This window comes from Microbacterium sufflavum (assembly GCF_023091155.1).
Classification (GTDB): Bacteria; Actinomycetota; Actinomycetes; order Actinomycetales; family Microbacteriaceae; genus Microbacterium; species Microbacterium sufflavum.
The window spans coordinates 669,575-685,242 of sequence record NZ_JAHWXK010000001.1 but is presented as its reverse complement, the minus strand read 5'-3'; the positions used below and the strand labels follow the sequence as shown (position 1 = coordinate 685,242).

Genomic DNA, 15,668 nt, shown 5'->3' with positions numbered 1-15,668 from the left:
GCGGCCAGGGGGCGCGCTGCGACCACCGATAGAATGGGGATGCCCGTGCTCACGGGCGTTCTCCGCATCCGACCATTGGAGCCACCGTGGCCGAACAGTCCCGTCTTGACAAGGTCATCGCCCTCGCCCGCCACCGCGGGTTCGTGTTCCAGGCGGGTGAGATCTACGGCGGTTCCCGGTCGGCCTGGGACTACGGACCCCTCGGCACCGAGCTCAAGGAGAACATCCGTCGCCAGTGGTGGCAGACGTTCGTGCGCGGCCGTGGCGACATGGTCGGCCTCGACTCCAGCATCATCCTGCCCAAGCGCGTGTGGGAGGCGTCGGGTCACGTCGCCACCTTCACCGACCCGCTGGTGGAGTGCCTGCAGTGCCACAAGCGCTTCCGCGCCGACAACCTGATCGAGGACTTCGAGGCGCGCAAGGGCCGCAAGGCCGAGAACGGTCTCGCCGACATCCCGTGCCCGAACTGCGGCACCAAGGGCCAGTACACCGAGCCCAAGGCGTTCTCCGGTCTGGTGAAGACGTACCTCGGCGTGGTCGATGACGAGTCCGGCCTGTACTACCTGCGTCCCGAGACCGCGCAGGGCATCTTCGTCAACTTCTCCAACGTGCTCACCGCGAGCCGCAAGAAGCCGCCGTTCGGCATCGGCCAGGTCGGCAAGGCGTTCCGCAACGAGATCACCCCCGGCAACTTCATCTTCCGTACGCGCGAGTTCGAGCAGATGGAGATCGAGTTCTTCACGCCGCCCGCCGAGGCCCCGCAGTGGTTCGACCACTGGGTCGAGGCGTGCTGGAACTGGTTCATCGACCTCGGCATCGACCCGGAGAACATGCGGCAGTTCGACGTGCCCGAGGAGGACCGCGCGCACTACTCCGCCGGCACGATCGACGTGGAGTACCGCTTCGGTTTCGCGGGCAAGGAGTGGGGCGAGCTCATGGGCGTCGCCAACCGCACCGACTACGACCTCTCCAGTCACAGCGAGGCGTCCGGCCAGAGCCTGACCTACTTCGACCAGGCGACGGGCGAGCGCTACACGCCGTACGTGATCGAGCCGTCGTTCGGCCTCACGCGAGCCATGATGGCGTTCCTCGTCGACGCGTATGTGGAGGAGCAGGTGCCCAACGCCAAGGGCGGCACCGACACCCGCACGGTGCTCAAGCTCGACCCGCGTCTGGCTCCCGTCAAGGCCGCGGTGCTGCCGCTCAGCCGCAACGAGAACCTGTCGCCGCTCGCGCGCGAGGTTGCCGACACCCTGCGCGGCTCGTGGGCCGTGGACTTCGACGACGCCGGCGCGATCGGTCGCCGCTACCGTCGTCAGGACGAGATCGGCACCCCGTTCTGCGTGACGGTCGACTTCGACTCGCTCGACGACCGGGCTGTCACGGTGCGCGACCGCGACACGATGGCGCAGGAGCGGGTGCCGATCGACGGCCTGCACGCGTACCTCGCGGAGCGCCTGCGCGGGGCCTGAGCTCCGGGTCAGGAGCCCGCGACGGCCCTGGCATACCGCTCCGACAGCAGCTGGAGTCGGGGCAGCAGTTCGGGCGGCGACTCGACCGTGAAGTCCATCATCAGCATCCCGATGTAGGCGGCGATCGTGTCGAGGCTGTCGGCGCCGGTGACGAGGATGCAGTGTTCCTCGTCGACCGGCTCGACCACGCCGACCGCGGCGTGGATGCGGTCGAGCACGGCCTCGGCGGGCGCGTCGATGCGCAGTCGCGCGTGCACCTGCCAGCCGCTCACGGCGATGGTGCGCATGGCGAACGCGGTGTAGTCGCCCCCGGGCAACGGCTGCGGGTCGAAGCGGCGGCGGGTCGGCATCCGCGGCTCCATCCAGTCCACGCGGTACGTGCCCCATTCGCTCGTCTGCGGGTCGCGGGCCACGAGGTACCAGCGTCGCACCCAGGTGAGCAGGCGGTACGGCTCGACCAGCACTGGGCGGCCGTCGTAGTCGAAGCGCAGCCACTCCTGGTCGCGGATCGCTCCCGCGACGGCCCGCAGCACGGCAGCGTCGACCTCCGGGTCTGGCGCGTCGGTGTCGTTGTTCTCCGGCGCGCGGTCGACGCTCGTGCGCAGTGCGTCGACGGTGGGGCGCAGGTGCGAGGGGAGGACCTGTTCGAGCTTGGCGAGCGCTCTCGCGCCGGAGTCGGCGATGCCCGCGATGCCGGCGGCGGCGCGCAGGCCGACGGTCACCGCCACCGCCTCCTCGTCGTCGAGCAGCAGCGGGGGGAGCTTGCCGCCCGCCCCGAGCCGGTAGCCGCCGGTGGAGCCGCGACGGGCGTCGACCGGGTATCCGAGTTCGCGGAGGCGCTCGACGTCGTGGCGCACGGTGCGGGGTGAGACGCGGAGCCGCTGCGCGAGCTCGCTGCCGGATCGCTCCGAACCCGTCTGCAGCAGGGCGAGCAGCGCCAGGAGCCGTGCGGTCGGGTCCGCCATGAGGCCTCCGAAAGTCGCCGAATCATTAGGAACGTATCCAGCCTAATGGGCTTCTATCGTCGGAGACATGAACACCACGACCCTCGCCTTCCGCCCCTTCTCCGTCGACGTCTTCGACGCCGAGGTCGCCGACCTCCGCGACCGCCTCGCCCGCACGCGCCTGCCCCGCACCGCGCCCGTCGACGACTGGGACGCCGGCACCCCGAACCACTTCCTGCGCGAGGCGCTGACCGCGTGGCGGGAGTTCGACTGGGCTGCCGCGCAGGAGCGGCTCAACGCCCACCCGCAGTTCACCACCGAGATCGACGGCCAGACGATCCGCTTCCTCCACATCCGCTCGCGGCACGAGAACGCGACCCCGCTGCTGCTCGCACATACCTACCCTGGTTCCTCCGTCGACTACCTCGACCTCATCGACCGGCTCACCGACCCCGAGGCGCACGGCGGTCGCGCGGAGGAGGCGTTCCACCTCGTGATCCCGGATGCCCCCGGCTACGGTTTCTCGCAGCCGCTCGCCTCCGCCGGGTGGACGGTGGCGAAGGTCGCCGCCGCGTACGACCGGCTCATGCGCGGCCTCGGCTACGACAGCTACGGCATCCACGGCTCCGACAACGGCGCGATGGTCGCGCGCGAGCTCGGGCTGCTGGCGCCGGAGGGCTTCCTCGGGCTGCACGTGCTGCAGCTGTTCTCGTTCCCGTCGGGCGACCCCGCGGAGTTCGAGAAGCTCGAGCCGCAGGACTACGCGGGATTGGAGCACATGCAGTGGTTCCAGTCGGTGGGCGGCTACAACGCGATGAACGCCTCCCGTCCGCAGACCGTCGCGGTGGGCCTGAGCGATTCCCCGGTCGGGCTCCTCGCCTACAGTGAGCTGTTCACCTCCTTCGGCAACGGCACCTCGCTCGTGCCGCTGGAGAGCATCCTGCTGGAGGTGAGCGTGAACTGGTTCGCGAACGCCGCCTCGGGCATGAGCCGCAGCTACCTGGAGAACGCGCGCGCCGAGGCCGAGCCGCAGGTCAACCACGCGCGGACCGGGGTCGCGGTGTTCGCGGACGACTTCCAGACCATCCGGGTCTTCGCCGAGCGCGACAACGACAACATCGTGCACTGGAGCCGTTTCGACGAGGGCGGGCACTTCGCCGCGCTGGAGCGCCCCGATCTGCTCGCCGCCGACCTCCGGGTCTTCTTCGCCGACCCGCGCTGAGCTCGTGCCATCATCGCCCCCGCGCCCCCACGCGCGGGGGCGATCGCGTGCCGACCCTGGCGTCGGGAGCCCGGGGCTGCTACGGTCTCTCTCCGTGGGTACTCTGATTCGCTAGATCGGGACACTGCGTCGAGACGTCTTCTCCGCGGTGGGTCCTGAGCGAACGCGTCCTCTGGTGACGCGATCGAGGTCCGTTTCCCTGCGTCGTCCGACGCGTATCCGCGGTGCCGTCCGCACCGCAGCGAGGACCCCTCATGTTCCCTGTACTCCCTTCCCCTTCTCCCTCCACCGTCCCGGCGATCCGTCCGCACCGCGTGTGTGAACTGCGCGCGGCCGGCGTGCGCTTCGCCGCGCACCGGGTGCTCGACGGGATCGATCTCGTCGTCGGTCCCGCGGATCGTCTGGCGATCATCGGCGACAACGGCGCCGGCAAGTCCACGCTGCTCGAGCTGCTCGCCGGAACGCTCGCACCGACCGCCGGGGAGGCGCGGCTGCACCTCCCGGGCGGTGTGGCCCACGCCCTCCAGAATCCGGAGTTCCCGCCGGGGGCGACGGTCTCCGCGGCGATCGACGACCTGCTGGGCGACCTGCGCGCGCTGGAACGCGAGCTCGCGCGGGCCTACGAGCAGCTCGCCTCGGCCCTTCCCGCCGAGCAGGCGCAGCGCCTGGCAGCCGTATCCGACCTGCAGGACCGTTTCGAGACCAGGGCCGGCTATGACGTCGACCACCGCATCGACGTCGCGCTCGACCAGCTCGGCGTCGGAACCCTGGACCGCACGCGTCCCGTGGCCGCGCTGTCCGGCGGGGAACGTGCCCGGCTCGCGCTCGCGGTGGCACTGTCCTCCCGCGCCGAGCTGCTGCTGCTCGACGAGCCGACCAACGATCTCGACGAGCACGCGCTCGCCTGGGTCGAGGAGCGGATCGCCGCGCATCGCGGGGCCCTGGTCGTGGTGACCCACGACCGCGACTTCCTCGACCGCTTCGCGACCGCGGTCGTGCACGTGAGTGACGGCGGCATCCGCCGCTACGGCGACGGCTACGCGGGGTTCCTGCGGGCGCGGGAGACCGAGCGACGACGACTCGCGGAGCGACACGAGGCGTGGAAGGCCGAGGTCGCCCGCACCGAGGAGCTGCTCGCGACGAACGCGTTCCGCCTGGACGCGATCCCGCGCAAGCTCGAGCTCGACGGCTTCGGTCACGGCGCCTTCCGCGCCCGCAGCCGCGACCACGGCGCGGTCGGCCGCATCCGCATGGCGAAGGAGCGACTGTCTCGGCTGCGGGAGGATCCGGCGCCGCCCCCACCCGAGCCGCTGCGGTTCGTGCTGCCGGACGGCCCGGCTCCGGACGCGGAGTCGTCCGGCGAGGACGACGCCCTCGTCACGCTGCACGATGTCGTGTTCCAGGAGCCGGGCCGCCGGCTCACCGTGACCGCGTGGACCGTGACGCCGGGTGACCGCTGGCTCGTGACCGGTCCGAACGGGGCAGGCAAGACCACGCTGCTCGACCTCCTCGCGGGCGAGCTGAGCGCCGCATCGGGTTCGATCGACCGGCGCCCGGGACTCCGTGTCGCCCGGCTGCGGCAAGACGTGGGGGCGGCCGCACGCGGCTCCGCGGTGGAGGTGTTCGCGCGACGGGCGGCGGTGCCCCCGAGCGATGCCCGTGCGGCTCTGCTCGCCCACGGCCTGTTTCGCGAGGACGAGATCGAGCGCCCGGCGCGGGCCCTGTCGGTCGGGCAGCGGCGCCGGCTCGACCTCGCGATCGCGCTGGCCTCCACGTTCGACGTGCTGCTGCTCGACGAGCCGACCAACCACCTCGACCCGGAGCTGGTCGAGCAGCTGGAGCGGGCGCTCGACGACCACCCGGCCGCGGTCGTCACGGTCACCCACGACCGGCGGTGGCTGCGGCGGGCGCGCCAGCAGGGTGCCGCGGCGGTCCGTGTGACGGAGGGTGCGGCCGTGGTGGCGTCGTGACCCGGCGGCCGCGGGGGCGTGCGGTCAGCCGGTGACGGTGACCGTCGCGCCCACGTCGCCGCCCGCTTCGGCCCAGGCGAGCGAGTGCTCCAGGATCCCGCGCAGCACCGTCAGGTCCACCTGCTCCAGGTCGGAGAGGTAGAGGCAGCCGACGCCGGTGGTGTGCGGCCCGAGCCGTGCCAGGTCGTCCGCGTGCGCATCCGTCCCCTCGAAGAGGTAGATCGTGGTGGCGGCTCGGCGCGGCGCGAAGCCGAGGAGCGGGCTGTCGCCCTCGGTACCGGTCGGGTAGCGGTAGTGGCAGGAGCCGAAGCCGATGATGGTGCCCCAGGTCTGCGGCTCGCGGCCGGTGATCTCCTGCATGAGCGCGGTGAGCGTCTCCGCGTCTCGGCGCCGAGCGGCGGGGGAGGAGCGGGCGATGAGCCCGGCGACGTCGTTCCCCGTGGGCTTCACTTCGCCGCCTTGGCCGCGGCCTTCATCGCCTTCTTGTACTCGCGCACCTTCGTGAGCGACTCGGGGGAGACGATGTCGGCGACGCTGCGGTACGAGCCGTCCTCGCCGTAGGGCGCCGAGGCCTCGCGCCAGCCCTCGCCCGTGAAGCCGTACTGCTTGCCGAGCAGCGCCAGGAAGATCTTGGCCTTCTGCTCACCGAAGCCGGGCAGTGCCTTCAGGCGCTTCAGCACCTCCGCACCGTCCGGGTCGCCCGCGGTCCACAGCGCTGAGGCGTCGCCACCCCACTCGTCGACGATCGCCTGGCACAGCGTCTGCACGCGGGCGGCCATCGACCCGGGGAACCGGTGCACGGCGGGCGTCTGGCGGAACGCCTCGAGGAACTCCTCGGGTGCCATCCCCGCGATGGCCGCGGCATCGGCCGCACCGGTGCGCTGTTCGATCTTGAGCGGACCGGCGAAAGCGGTCTCCATGGGCACCTGCTGGTCGAGCAGCATCCCCACGAGCAGCGCGAGCGGGTTCTCGGTCAGCAGGGTGTCGGCGGCGGTGTCTCCGGTGATGTGAAGGGCCATGCCCCCAGTGTCCCATCCCGGGCGGATGCCGCGGGGGCGGTGGCAGGACCGTGCAGTGCAACGTCAGCGCGTATGACGCGATGTACCTCGTGCTCGCGCGCGCGGCGCAGTGCTCATTGCTGACTCTCGATGCTCGTCTCGCGGCATCCGCTGCGGATTGCGCACTGCTGCCGTAGTTCTTCGCGCATGACTGGCGTCGCCGCCTCCGGCTGAGCGGCTACGCGCTGATCCCGGGCGACCGTGCCGTCAGGCGGAGGCGGCGTCCTCGGCGGGGGGGGCCTCGGGGCTGAGGCCGTACAGGGCGGACAGCGCGGCGGCGAACTCGTCGGCCCTGCCCTCCGCGGCGAGCTCGTGGGCGCGGACGGTCGGGGTGTGCAGCAGCACGCCGACGAGGTGCCGCAGCGCCTGCTCGACCTTGCCGTCCTCGTCGCCGCGCGCACGGGCCCGGTCGATCTCGGTGTCGAGCAGCGAGAAGATGTGCGACCGCAGGGCCACGACGGAGGGGGTCACGCTCTGGCGGGCACCCACGACGTGGAAGGTGTCCGCGGCCTCACGAACGACGGTGCGGGCGGCGTCGGTCGCCTGCAGCTCCTCGAGCGGCGCGTGCAGGCGGATGGTCTCGAGGTCGAGCAGCGCCACGCCCTCCAGGGTCGCGACAGCGGGGTCGACGTTGCGCGGCATCCCGAGGTCGACCACGAGCCGGCTGTGCGAGCCCACCGGGCACCCGGCCGCGGCGAGACCGACGGGGAGCTGCAGGTGCTCCGGTCCCAGCACCGGTTCGGTGGCGGACGTGCAGGTGATGAGCAGGCTGGAGTGTGCGGCTGTGCGGGCGTAGTCCGCGGCTGCGACCGCGCGGATGCCGTGCTTCGCCGCGAAGATCTCGGCCCGACCGGAGGGCGAGTACACGGAGATGTCGACCGCGCCGCGCTCGCGTAGCGTCGCGAGGGTCACGGCCGCATAGGCGCCGGTGCCCACCAGGAGCACGCGCTCGGCGGACCAGTCGGCGATGCGGCTGTCGGCCAGTTCGAGTGCCAGGCGCACGAGCGAGCGACCGGCGCGCCCGAGCGCGGTGACGTTCTTGACCTTGCGCTGCGCCTGGCTCGCGCGCTGGAAGAGGCGCTCGAGCTCGGGGGAGGTGGTGCCGTCCTTGCGGGCCGACTTCAGGGCCCGGCGCACCTGGCCGGCGATCTCGCCCTCACCCGACACGACCGACTCGAGGCCGGAGGCGACGGAGAACAGGTGCTCGGCCACCCGGCGCCCGGCGTGGACGGTGTAGGCGCCGTCGAGGTCGGCGGCCGGAATGCCCGTGGCGGACTCGACGGCTTCGAGCACGGCCTCGACGCCGATCGCGCCCGCGGCGGTCATCGGCTCGTCCATCTCGACGTACGCCTCGAACCGGTTGCACGTCGCCAGCACCACGGCACCCTGCACGCACGGCGTCATGCCCACCAGGGTGGGGGCGACATCGTCGGGGGTGCGGCTCAGGCGTTCGAGCAGTTCGAAGGAGGCGGTCTTGTGACTCGCCGTCACACACAGCAGCACCCCTCGATTGTACCGGAGCGTTCGGACAGGCGGACTCGGCGGCCCCATAACCGGGCAATGGGAGGATGGGGGCATGGCCCTTTCCGACGCTCCGCTGCTGCGCGCCCTCACGGGCGACCGCCCCGACACGACGCCCGTCTGGTTCATGCGGCAGGCCGGCCGCTCGCTGCCCGAGTACCGGGAGCTGCGGGTGGGCACACGGATGCTCGACGCCTGCCTCACGCCCGACCTCGCGGCGGAGATCACCCTGCAGCCGGTGCGGCGGCACGGTGTGGACGCGGCGGTGTTCTTCAGCGACATCGTGATCCCGCTGCGCCTCGCCGGCGTCGAGGTGGAGATCGAGCCGGGGCGCGGGCCGGTGTTCGCGAACCCCGTGCGCACGAGGGCCGATGTCGAGCGGATCACCGCGATCGACCCGGAGTCGCTCGACGGCACGGCGATCGCGGAGGCGGTGGGCATCGTCGCGGCGGAGCTCGGCGACACCCCGGTGATCGGCTTCGCCGGCGCGCCCTTCACGCTCGCGGCCTACCTCGTCGAGGGCGGCCCGTCGAAGGAGCACCTGCGGGCACGCGGCATGATGCACGCGGACCCCGACGCCTGGCACCGTCTGGCGGGGTGGCTCGCCCGCGTCTCCCGACGATTCCTGGAGACGCAGCGCGACGCGGGTGCCGCGGTCGTGCAGCTCTTCGACAGCTGGGCCGGCTCGCTCAGCCCCGCCGACTACCGCACGTTCGTGGCACCGCATTCGACCGCCGCGCTCGACGGCATCGGTGTCCCCACCATCCACTTCGGCGTCGGCACCGGCCCGTTCCTCGCCGACATGCGCCTGGGCGGCATCGCCGACGGGGTCGGCGTGGACTGGCGTCTTCCGCTCGACGAGGCCGCGGCGATCCTCGGACCGGACACGAGCGTGCAGGGCAACATCGACCCCGCGCTGCTCGGGGCGCCGTGGCCCGTGCTGGAGGCGCACGTGCGCGACGTCCTGGAGCGCGGTCGTGCGGCCCGCGGGCACATCGTCAACCTCGGTCACGGGGTGCCGCCCGAGACCGACCCCGACCAGCTGACGCGCATCGTCGAGCTGGTGCACGGCGCCTGAGCACGCGTCGCCCCCGGGCGCGGTGGAAGGATGGACGGCATGAGCCCTGACCCCTCCGGTGCACACACGTCCGCGGCCGAGCCGGCCGACCTGGCCGCACGCGCCGCGGAGAAGCACGTCGTCGTGATCGGCGGGGGCATGGGTGGTCTCGTCGCCGCCCGCGAGTGCGCCAAGGTCGGCATGCGGGTCACGGTGCTGGAGGCTGCCGAGGCGCTGGGCGGTGCCCTGCGTCGCGTGGAGCTCGACGGTGTGACGCTCGATGCGGGCGCCGAGAGCTACGCGACCAGGGGCGGCCTCGTCCGCGCCCTCGTCGACGAGCTCGGACTCGCGGATCGGGTCGTGCCCCCTCGCGCGGGCGGCGCCTGGCTCTCCGGCATCCCCGGCACGGGTGCGGCTCCGCTCCCGGTGGGCGGGGTCCTCGGCATTCCCGGCAACCCGTTCCAGGACGACGTGCGGCGCATCATCGGATGGTCGGGCGCATGGCGCGCCTACCTCGACCGCGTACGGCCGCCGCTGACCATCGGCCACGAGCTGAGCCTCGGGCGGCTCGTCGCCTCCCGCATGGGCCCGAAGGTGCGCGACCGCCTGGTCGCCCCGGTCACGACGGGCGTGTACTCCGCGTCGCCCGACGACGTGGACATCGACGTGGCCGCCCCGGGGCTGAACGCCGCCCTGACCCGCGTCGGCTCGCTGTCCGGCGCGGTGCTGGCGCTGCGCGGGAACGGCGGCTCCGGTGGGGCGAAGGCTCCGGGTGCCGCGGTGGAAGGCCTCCGTGGCGGCATGACCGTGCTGGTGGACGCGATCGCCGACGACCTCGCCCAGCTCGGGGCGACCGTGCGCACGGGAGTGCGGGTGCTCTCGGTCGTGTCGGAGGACGGCGGTTGGCGGGTCACGGCCGCGACGCAGCTCGACACCCCGACGCAGACGCCGGAGCCGTGGGTTGCCGAGTCGGAGCCTCTGGCCGACGCCGTCGCGGTGACGGACGAGCCGGTGGAGGAGCTTCTCCGTGCGGACGCCGTGATCGTCGCGACCGCGGAGTCCGTGGCGCGCGAGCTGCTCGCCGACGCGGTGCCGGCGCTCGCTCTGGCCGAAGCGGCCGCGTCCCCGGAGATCGAGATCGTCACGCTGCTGCTGGATGCCCCGGCTCTGCGCAGCGTGCCGCGGGGCACCGGGGTGCTCACGGTGCCCGGGAGCCACACGGCCAAGGCGCTCACCCACTCGACGGCGAAGTGGGAGTGGGTGCGGGAGGCCGCGGGCGACAGGGAGGTCGTGCGGGTGTCGTTCGGCGCGCAGGGGGAGCCCGCGGCCACCGCCGCCCTCGACGACGCGGCGGCGATCGACCTGGCGCGGCGGGAGGCGGCCGCGCTGCTCGGTGTACCGCTGGAGCCGACCCAGGTGATCGCAGGGCACCGCGGACGGTTCGTGCAGTCGCAGCCCGCGTCGCTCCTCGGATCGGGGGCGCGGCGCCAGGCTGCGCGCGATGCGATCCAGGCGATCCCCGGCCTGGCGGTGGTCGGAGCCTGGGTGGCCGGGACCGGCCTCGCACAGGTGGTCCCGGATGCCACGGAGGCGTCCGATCGCCTGCGTCGCGCGCTCCTGTGGGACTGATCGGGCGACCTCCGCGCACCACGAAGCGCACAAGCGTGAGTGACGAAGGGCCCGCTGTCAACCCTCTCCGGGATTGATGCCGAAATCGGCATACGGGGTTACGCTGGGTACCTGATCGCGGCGGAGACGTCGGCGATCGGCGTCCGAACCGGACGACCACCGCCGGAACAACGTGAGGAGACCCCATGAAGGGGAAGATCGGACTCGTCGTCGGACTCGGCGTCGGCTATGTGCTGGGCACCCGTGCCGGACGCGAGCGTTACGAGCAGATCCGGACGCAGTGGCTCAAGGTCTGGAACACGGATCCCGTCCAGGACCAGGTGGAAAAGGTCAAGGACTTCGTCGGCGACAAGGCCGCGGCCGTCCCGGGTGCCGTGTGGACCGGCGCGGTGAAGATCGTGAAGTCGGTCACGGGCAACGGCACTCCCGGCCAGAAGCTCGACGCCGTGATCGCGTCGGGCAAGGAGGCCGCCGAGGAGGTCTCGGAGGCGGCGGAGGACGCGGTCGACGAGGTCAAGGAGCGCGCCGCTGCGGCTGACAAGCCCGCTGCGAAGAAGCCCGCGACGAAGCCGGCAGCGCAGAAGTCCGGCGACTGACATGCCCCGCGGATACCGGGATCGCGCCGACGACAGTCTGCTGACCCTGCTCGGGGATCTGCCCGAGCTGGTCACCAACCTCGTGAAGGCGGAGATCGACGCCGCCAAGGCGTGGGTCTCGCGCACGGCGAAGGATGCGGGGATCGGCTCGGTCTGGTTCCTCGTCGCCCTGTTCTTCCTGTTCTGGGCCGTGCCGGTGATCCTCGTGTTCGCGATCGCCGGCCTGTCGTCGTGGTGGCCTGTGTGGCTGTCGGCGATCGCCGTGTTCGGCATCCTGATCCTCGCCGTGCTGCTGTTCGCGCTGCTCGGCATCCTCAAGTTCCGCAAGGTGCTCAAGCGCCAGAACCCGGCGCAGGCCGTGGCCGAGGACATCCGAATCGTGAAGGAGGCCGGCGATGAGCACCCCTGAGTCGCTGCCGCGCACCGCCGTCCCCGCGGGCATCGTCGATCCCGTGACGTCGGCTCGCGCCGAGCTGAAGGCGGCGCTCGCCGCGATCGAGATCAAGGGCAACATCCCGCGCCGGGTGGAGAAGGCGTCGGCGCGTGCCGCGGTCAAGGCACGCGCGTTCGCCGATCGGAACCCGGTGGGCGCGGTCGCCGCGGCCGTCGGGATCGCCGCCGTCGTCGGCGGCGCCGTGTGGGCGATCGCTCGGGCCATCGCACGCTGACGGTCGGCCGTTCCTCGCGGTATTCCCCTGATTAGGGGCTTCTCCGTGAAAGGGGCAGACTGGGATCATGTCCGAAGTGCGCGAAGAGAACCCGTCCGGCTTCACCCTCTGGGCCGTGTGGCGACGCAATCCCGATGCTCCCGTCACCGAGAACGACGCCACGGAGCTCGAGTCGATCGTCTCGCACATCGAGGATTCCGGCGTCACCGTCCGTGGCTTCTACGACGTCTCCGGGCTGAAGGCTGACGCCGATCTGATGGTGTGGCTGCACGGCGACACCGCCGAAGAGCTGCAGAAGGCGCTGCGCCGCCTCCGTCGCACGGAGCTGCTGCGCTCGCTGCTGCCGGTGTGGAACGTGATGGGCGTGCACCGCGACGCGGAGTTCAACCGCTCGCACGTGCCGGGGTTCCTCCGCGGCGTCGCACCGAAGGACTGGCTCTGCCTGTACCCGTTCGTCCGCACCCCGGAGTGGTACCTGGCGCCGGAGGCTGACCGCCGCGCGATGCTCGCCGACCACGGGCGCAAGGGCGCTGCGTTCACGGGCGTCATCGCGAACACCGTCGCCGCGTTCGCGCTGGGTGACTACGAGTGGCTGCTGCCGATGGAGGCCGACGACGTGACCGACCTGGTCGACATGATGCGCGACCTCCGTTACACCGAGGCGCGGATGTTCGTGAAGGAGGAGGTGCCCTTCTACACGGGGCGCCGTCTGCGCTTCGACGAGATCGCCGACGTGCTGCAGTAACCGCACCATGAGCACCCCCATCCGTCTCGGCACCCGACGCAGCGCGCTCGCGCAGGCGCAGTCGGGCCATGTCGCCGCCGCCCTCGAGAAGGTCACGGGGCGTGCCGTCGAGCTCGTCCCGATCACCAGCGAGGGCGACACCAATCGGGCGTCGCTGTCGGAGATCGGCGGTCTGGGCGTCTTCGCGACCCGGCTGCGCGAGGCTCTGCTCGCCGGCCGTTGCGACTTCCTCGTGCACTCCCTCAAAGACCTCCCGACCGCCGTGCCGGAGGGTCTCGTGATCGCTGCGACGCCCCGCCGAGAGGATGCCAGGGACGTGGTTCTCACGCGTCACGGCGCGCCCCTGCACGAGCTCGGCTCGGGCAGCACCGTCGGCACGGGCTCGCCGCGACGCATCGCCCAGGTTCGGCGCCGGGCACCGCAGGCGGAGGTCGTGGACATCCGCGGCAACGTCGACTCCCGGCTCGCGCGGGTGGCCTCGGGCGAGCTCGACGCCGTGATCCTCGCGGCCGCCGGGCTGTCGCGTCTGGGGACCGACTCGCCGCTGAAGCGCGAAGAGCTCGGGCTCGCGGAGTGGCCGACCGCGCCGGGGCAGGGGTCGCTCGCGGTGGAGACCAGGGCGGACGCCCCGGAGGAGCTGCGGGAGGCGCTCTCCGCCCTCGACGATCACGACACCCGACTGGCCGTCACGGTCGAGCGCGCCATTCTGGAGGGACTCGATGCCGGGTGTCAAGCCCCCATGGCGGCGCACGCACGCGTCGAGGGCGCCGAGATCCGCATCAGGACGGTCGTGTACGCCCCGGACGGGGGTCGGCGGATCGGGCTCGACGTCACGGAAGCCCTGAACGGGGAGTATATTCATCGGAACGGCAGTGGCAATGGAGCGGATGCTGCCGATGGTGCAGGCCCGATGCACGCAGCGCGCGAGCTCGGGCTCGCTGTTGCCCGTCGGCTGCTCGATCAAGGGGCGGCCGACCTCGTCCCCCGAGAGCACCCCGATTTCTCATGACCACATCCGAAACCAAGCAGGACCGACCGCTGGACGGCTGGCGCATCCTCGTGCCCCGTGGCGGGCCCTGGGGCGACAGTGTCGCCGCGAGCCTGCGTGCCCTGGGCGCCGTGCCGGTCGTCGCCCCGCTCATCAACTTCGCCCCCACGACCGATCAGGACACGCTCGACCGCGCGCTGGAGCAGCTGGCCGCCGGTGAGTTCGACTGGCTGACGGTGACGAGTGCGACCACGGTCGACGTGCTGTTCGCGCATCGCGCGGTCGTGCCCAAGTCCACGAAGATCGCGGCGGTGGGCGAGACCACGGCCGCAGCGCTCCAGGCCGTGGGCTACGAGGTGGCGCTGGTCCCCGAGCAGGACAACTCGGCGCAGGGCATGGCTCAGCAGCTGATCGCGCTCGAGCAGGAGCCCCGGCGCATCCTGGCGCTGCGCAGCGAGATCGCGAAGCCGGTGCTGAGCATCATGCTGTCCGAGGCCGGACACGACGTGCACGGTGTGGTCGCCTACCGCACGGTGGGCGTGCCGGTCACGGAGCGCATCCGTCGCGATGTGGAGAACGGCCGCATCAACGCCATCCTCATCACGAGCGGTTCGGTGGCGGAGCAGGTGCGCGAGCAGTTCCCCGACATCCCGGACGAGACCCTGCTCGCCGCGATCGGCCCGCGCACCGCGAAGGATGCCGAGCGTGCCGGTCTGCCGGTGTCGGTGGTGGCCGATCGGCAGACCATCGACGCGTTGATCGATGCCGTGTCCCAGTTCACGCTTCCGCACGCGGCAGACGAGTTCGCGCCGTGAGCTTCCCCGACATCCGCCTCCGTCGGCTGCGCCAGTCCCGCGCTGTCCGCGACCTCGTGCGCGAGACCTCGCTCGAGCCCCGTCAGCTCGTGCTTCCGCTCTTCGTGCGCGAGGGACTGACCGAGCCGGCGCCCATCGGCTCGATGCCCGGCGTGGCGCAGCACTCGCTCGACTCGTTGCGTGCCGCCGCCGTCGAGGCGGCCGAGGCCGGCGTCGGCGGGGTCATGCTGTTCGGCGTCCCGGCGGTGCGCGATGCGGTCGGCTCCGGAGCGGACGATCCGCGCGGCATCCTGAACGTCGCGACCGAGGCCCTCGCGGCCGAGGTGGGCGATGCGCTCGTGGTGCAGACCGACCTCTGCCTCGACGAGTTCACCGATCACGGGCACTGCGGGGTGCTCGCGGCGGACGGCTCGGTCGACAACGACGCGACCCTCGAGCGCTACACCTCGATGGCGTTGGCACAGGCGCGGGCCGGGTCGCAGCTGCTCGGGCTGTCCGGCATGATGGACGGCCAGGTCGCGGTGATCCGCCGGGCGCTCGACGCCGAGGGCTTCACCGACACGCTGATCCTGGCGTACGCGGCCAAGTACGCGAGCGCGTTCTACGGCCCGTTCCGTGAGGCCGTGGACTCCCAGCTGACCGGCGACCGGCGCACGTATCAGCTCGATCCGGGCAACCGCCGTGAGGGCGTGCGGGAGGCGCTGGTCGACGAGCAGGAGGGCGCCGACATCGTCATGGTCAAGCCGGCGATGGCGTTCCTCGACGTGCTGCGCGAGGTGCGCGACGCCGTGACCGTGCCCGTGTGGGCGTATCAGGTGTCCGGCGAGTACGCGATGGTCGAGGCCGCCGCGGCCAACGGCTGGATCGACCGCCGGGCGGCGATCCTCGAGTCGCTGCTGTCGATCCGGCGCGCGGGCGCCGACGCCGTGCTGACCTACTGGGCGACCGAGGCCGCCCGCTGGCTTCGCGGCTGACCGCCCCGC

16 protein-coding genes are annotated in these 15,668 nt (G+C 72.0%); 12 read left to right on the top strand and 4 right to left on the bottom strand.

Annotated elements, in window-relative coordinates; genetic code table 11:
- The first annotated feature begins 86 nt into the window (after nt 1-86).
- Nucleotides 87-1,472: a glycine--tRNA ligase gene (locus KZC56_RS03465; protein ID WP_136030756.1), complete on the top strand. Its 1,386-nt coding sequence runs from the start codon at nt 87-89 to the stop codon at nt 1,470-1,472.
- Nucleotides 1,473-1,480: 8 nt separating this feature from the next.
- On the opposite strand, the gene KZC56_RS03460 is transcribed toward KZC56_RS03465, so the two are convergent.
- Nucleotides 1,481-2,437 (bottom strand): helix-turn-helix transcriptional regulator, encoded by a 957-nt coding sequence (locus KZC56_RS03460; protein ID WP_247637875.1) that lies wholly within the window; start codon nt 2,435-2,437, stop codon nt 1,481-1,483.
- A gap of 67 nt (nt 2,438-2,504) precedes the next feature.
- Here KZC56_RS03460 and KZC56_RS03455 point away from each other — a divergent pair, with 67 nt between their 5' ends.
- Together KZC56_RS03455 and KZC56_RS03450 are read left to right on the top strand one after the other, a co-directional pair.
- Entirely contained in the window at nt 2,505-3,638 is a 1,134-nt protein-coding gene (locus tag KZC56_RS03455; protein ID WP_247637874.1) for an epoxide hydrolase family protein, read from the top strand.
- A gap of 314 nt (nt 3,639-3,952) precedes the next feature.
- Nucleotides 3,953-5,608 carry an ABC-F family ATP-binding cassette domain-containing protein gene (locus KZC56_RS03450; RefSeq protein WP_308194335.1) on the top strand — a complete coding sequence of 552 codons (1,656 nt, stop codon included), beginning with the start codon at nt 3,953-3,955 and terminating at the stop codon, nt 5,606-5,608.
- A gap of 24 nt (nt 5,609-5,632) precedes the next feature.
- On the opposite strand, the gene KZC56_RS03445 is transcribed toward KZC56_RS03450, so the two are convergent.
- The 3 genes from KZC56_RS03445 to KZC56_RS03435 form a co-directional block, all read right to left on the bottom strand.
- Nucleotides 5,633-6,058, bottom strand: a complete 426-nt coding sequence (locus tag KZC56_RS03445; RefSeq protein ID WP_247637872.1) for a DUF1801 domain-containing protein — start codon at nt 6,056-6,058, stop codon at nt 5,633-5,635.
- On the bottom strand, nt 6,055-6,627 hold the full coding sequence (locus KZC56_RS03440) for an HhH-GPD-type base excision DNA repair protein (RefSeq protein ID WP_136030746.1): 573 nt from the start codon (nt 6,625-6,627) through the stop codon (nt 6,055-6,057). Before KZC56_RS03440 ends, KZC56_RS03445 begins: the two co-directional genes overlap by 4 nt.
- A 246-nt stretch (nt 6,628-6,873) precedes the next feature.
- Nucleotides 6,874-8,169, bottom strand: a complete 1,296-nt coding sequence (locus tag KZC56_RS03435) for a glutamyl-tRNA reductase (protein ID WP_247637871.1) — start codon at nt 8,167-8,169, stop codon at nt 6,874-6,876.
- 73 nt (nt 8,170-8,242) lie between these two features.
- On the opposite strand from KZC56_RS03435, the gene hemE reads away from it, so the two are divergent.
- From hemE to hemB, 9 genes are all read left to right on the top strand, one after another.
- Nucleotides 8,243-9,265 carry a uroporphyrinogen decarboxylase gene (hemE, locus tag KZC56_RS03430; protein WP_247637870.1) on the top strand — a complete coding sequence of 341 codons (1,023 nt, stop codon included), beginning with the start codon at nt 8,243-8,245 and terminating at the stop codon, nt 9,263-9,265.
- Between the two features lie 39 nt (nt 9,266-9,304).
- The gene (locus KZC56_RS03425; protein ID WP_247637869.1) at nt 9,305-10,873 is read left to right on the top strand and encodes a protoporphyrinogen/coproporphyrinogen oxidase; all 1,569 of its coding nucleotides are present in this window, start codon (nt 9,305-9,307) and stop codon (nt 10,871-10,873) included.
- A gap of 185 nt (nt 10,874-11,058) precedes the next feature.
- Nucleotides 11,059-11,469 carry a hypothetical protein gene (locus KZC56_RS03420; protein WP_136036608.1) on the top strand — a complete coding sequence of 137 codons (411 nt, stop codon included), beginning with the start codon at nt 11,059-11,061 and terminating at the stop codon, nt 11,467-11,469.
- A 1-nt stretch (nt 11,470) separates the two neighbouring features.
- Nucleotides 11,471-11,878, top strand: a complete 408-nt coding sequence (locus KZC56_RS03415) for a phage holin family protein (protein ID WP_136030735.1) — start codon at nt 11,471-11,473, stop codon at nt 11,876-11,878.
- Entirely contained in the window at nt 11,865-12,137 is a 273-nt protein-coding gene (locus tag KZC56_RS03410) for a hypothetical protein (RefSeq protein WP_136036607.1), read from the top strand. Before KZC56_RS03415 ends, KZC56_RS03410 begins: the two co-directional genes overlap by 14 nt.
- A gap of 67 nt (nt 12,138-12,204) precedes the next feature.
- A complete protein-coding gene (hemQ, locus tag KZC56_RS03405) occupies nt 12,205-12,882 on the top strand; it encodes a hydrogen peroxide-dependent heme synthase (protein ID WP_206252488.1) in 678 nt (225 codons plus the stop codon).
- 7 nt (nt 12,883-12,889) lie between these two features.
- Nucleotides 12,890-13,891 (top strand): hydroxymethylbilane synthase, encoded by a 1,002-nt coding sequence (hemC, locus tag KZC56_RS03400; RefSeq protein ID WP_136036605.1) that lies wholly within the window; start codon nt 12,890-12,892, stop codon nt 13,889-13,891.
- A complete protein-coding gene (locus KZC56_RS03395) occupies nt 13,888-14,685 on the top strand; it encodes a uroporphyrinogen-III synthase (protein WP_136030727.1) in 798 nt (265 codons plus the stop codon). The genes hemC and KZC56_RS03395 overlap by 4 nt, the downstream gene beginning before the upstream one ends.
- The gene (hemB, locus tag KZC56_RS03390) at nt 14,682-15,659 is read left to right on the top strand and encodes a porphobilinogen synthase (RefSeq protein ID WP_136045113.1); all 978 of its coding nucleotides are present in this window, start codon (nt 14,682-14,684) and stop codon (nt 15,657-15,659) included. The genes KZC56_RS03395 and hemB overlap by 4 nt, the downstream gene beginning before the upstream one ends.
- Nucleotides 15,660-15,668 lie beyond the last annotated feature (9 nt).

Coding starts and splice junctions, on each gene's coding strand:
- KZC56_RS03415 (WP_136030735.1), top strand. CDS start 11,471: ATGCCCCGCGGATACCGGGATCGCGCCGACGACAGTCTGCTGACCCTG.
- KZC56_RS03440 (WP_136030746.1), bottom strand. CDS start 6,627: ATGGCCCTTCACATCACCGGAGACACCGCCGCCGACACCCTGCTGACC.
- hemQ (WP_206252488.1), top strand. CDS start 12,205: ATGTCCGAAGTGCGCGAAGAGAACCCGTCCGGCTTCACCCTCTGGGCC.
- KZC56_RS03455 (WP_247637874.1), top strand. CDS start 2,505: ATGAACACCACGACCCTCGCCTTCCGCCCCTTCTCCGTCGACGTCTTC.
- hemC (WP_136036605.1), top strand. CDS start 12,890: ATGAGCACCCCCATCCGTCTCGGCACCCGACGCAGCGCGCTCGCGCAG.
- KZC56_RS03395 (WP_136030727.1), top strand. CDS start 13,888: ATGACCACATCCGAAACCAAGCAGGACCGACCGCTGGACGGCTGGCGC.
- KZC56_RS03460 (WP_247637875.1), bottom strand. CDS start 2,437: ATGGCGGACCCGACCGCACGGCTCCTGGCGCTGCTCGCCCTGCTGCAG.
- KZC56_RS03425 (WP_247637869.1), top strand. CDS start 9,305: ATGAGCCCTGACCCCTCCGGTGCACACACGTCCGCGGCCGAGCCGGCC.
- hemE (WP_247637870.1), top strand. CDS start 8,243: ATGGCCCTTTCCGACGCTCCGCTGCTGCGCGCCCTCACGGGCGACCGC.
- KZC56_RS03410 (WP_136036607.1), top strand. CDS start 11,865: ATGAGCACCCCTGAGTCGCTGCCGCGCACCGCCGTCCCCGCGGGCATC.
- KZC56_RS03420 (WP_136036608.1), top strand. CDS start 11,059: ATGAAGGGGAAGATCGGACTCGTCGTCGGACTCGGCGTCGGCTATGTG.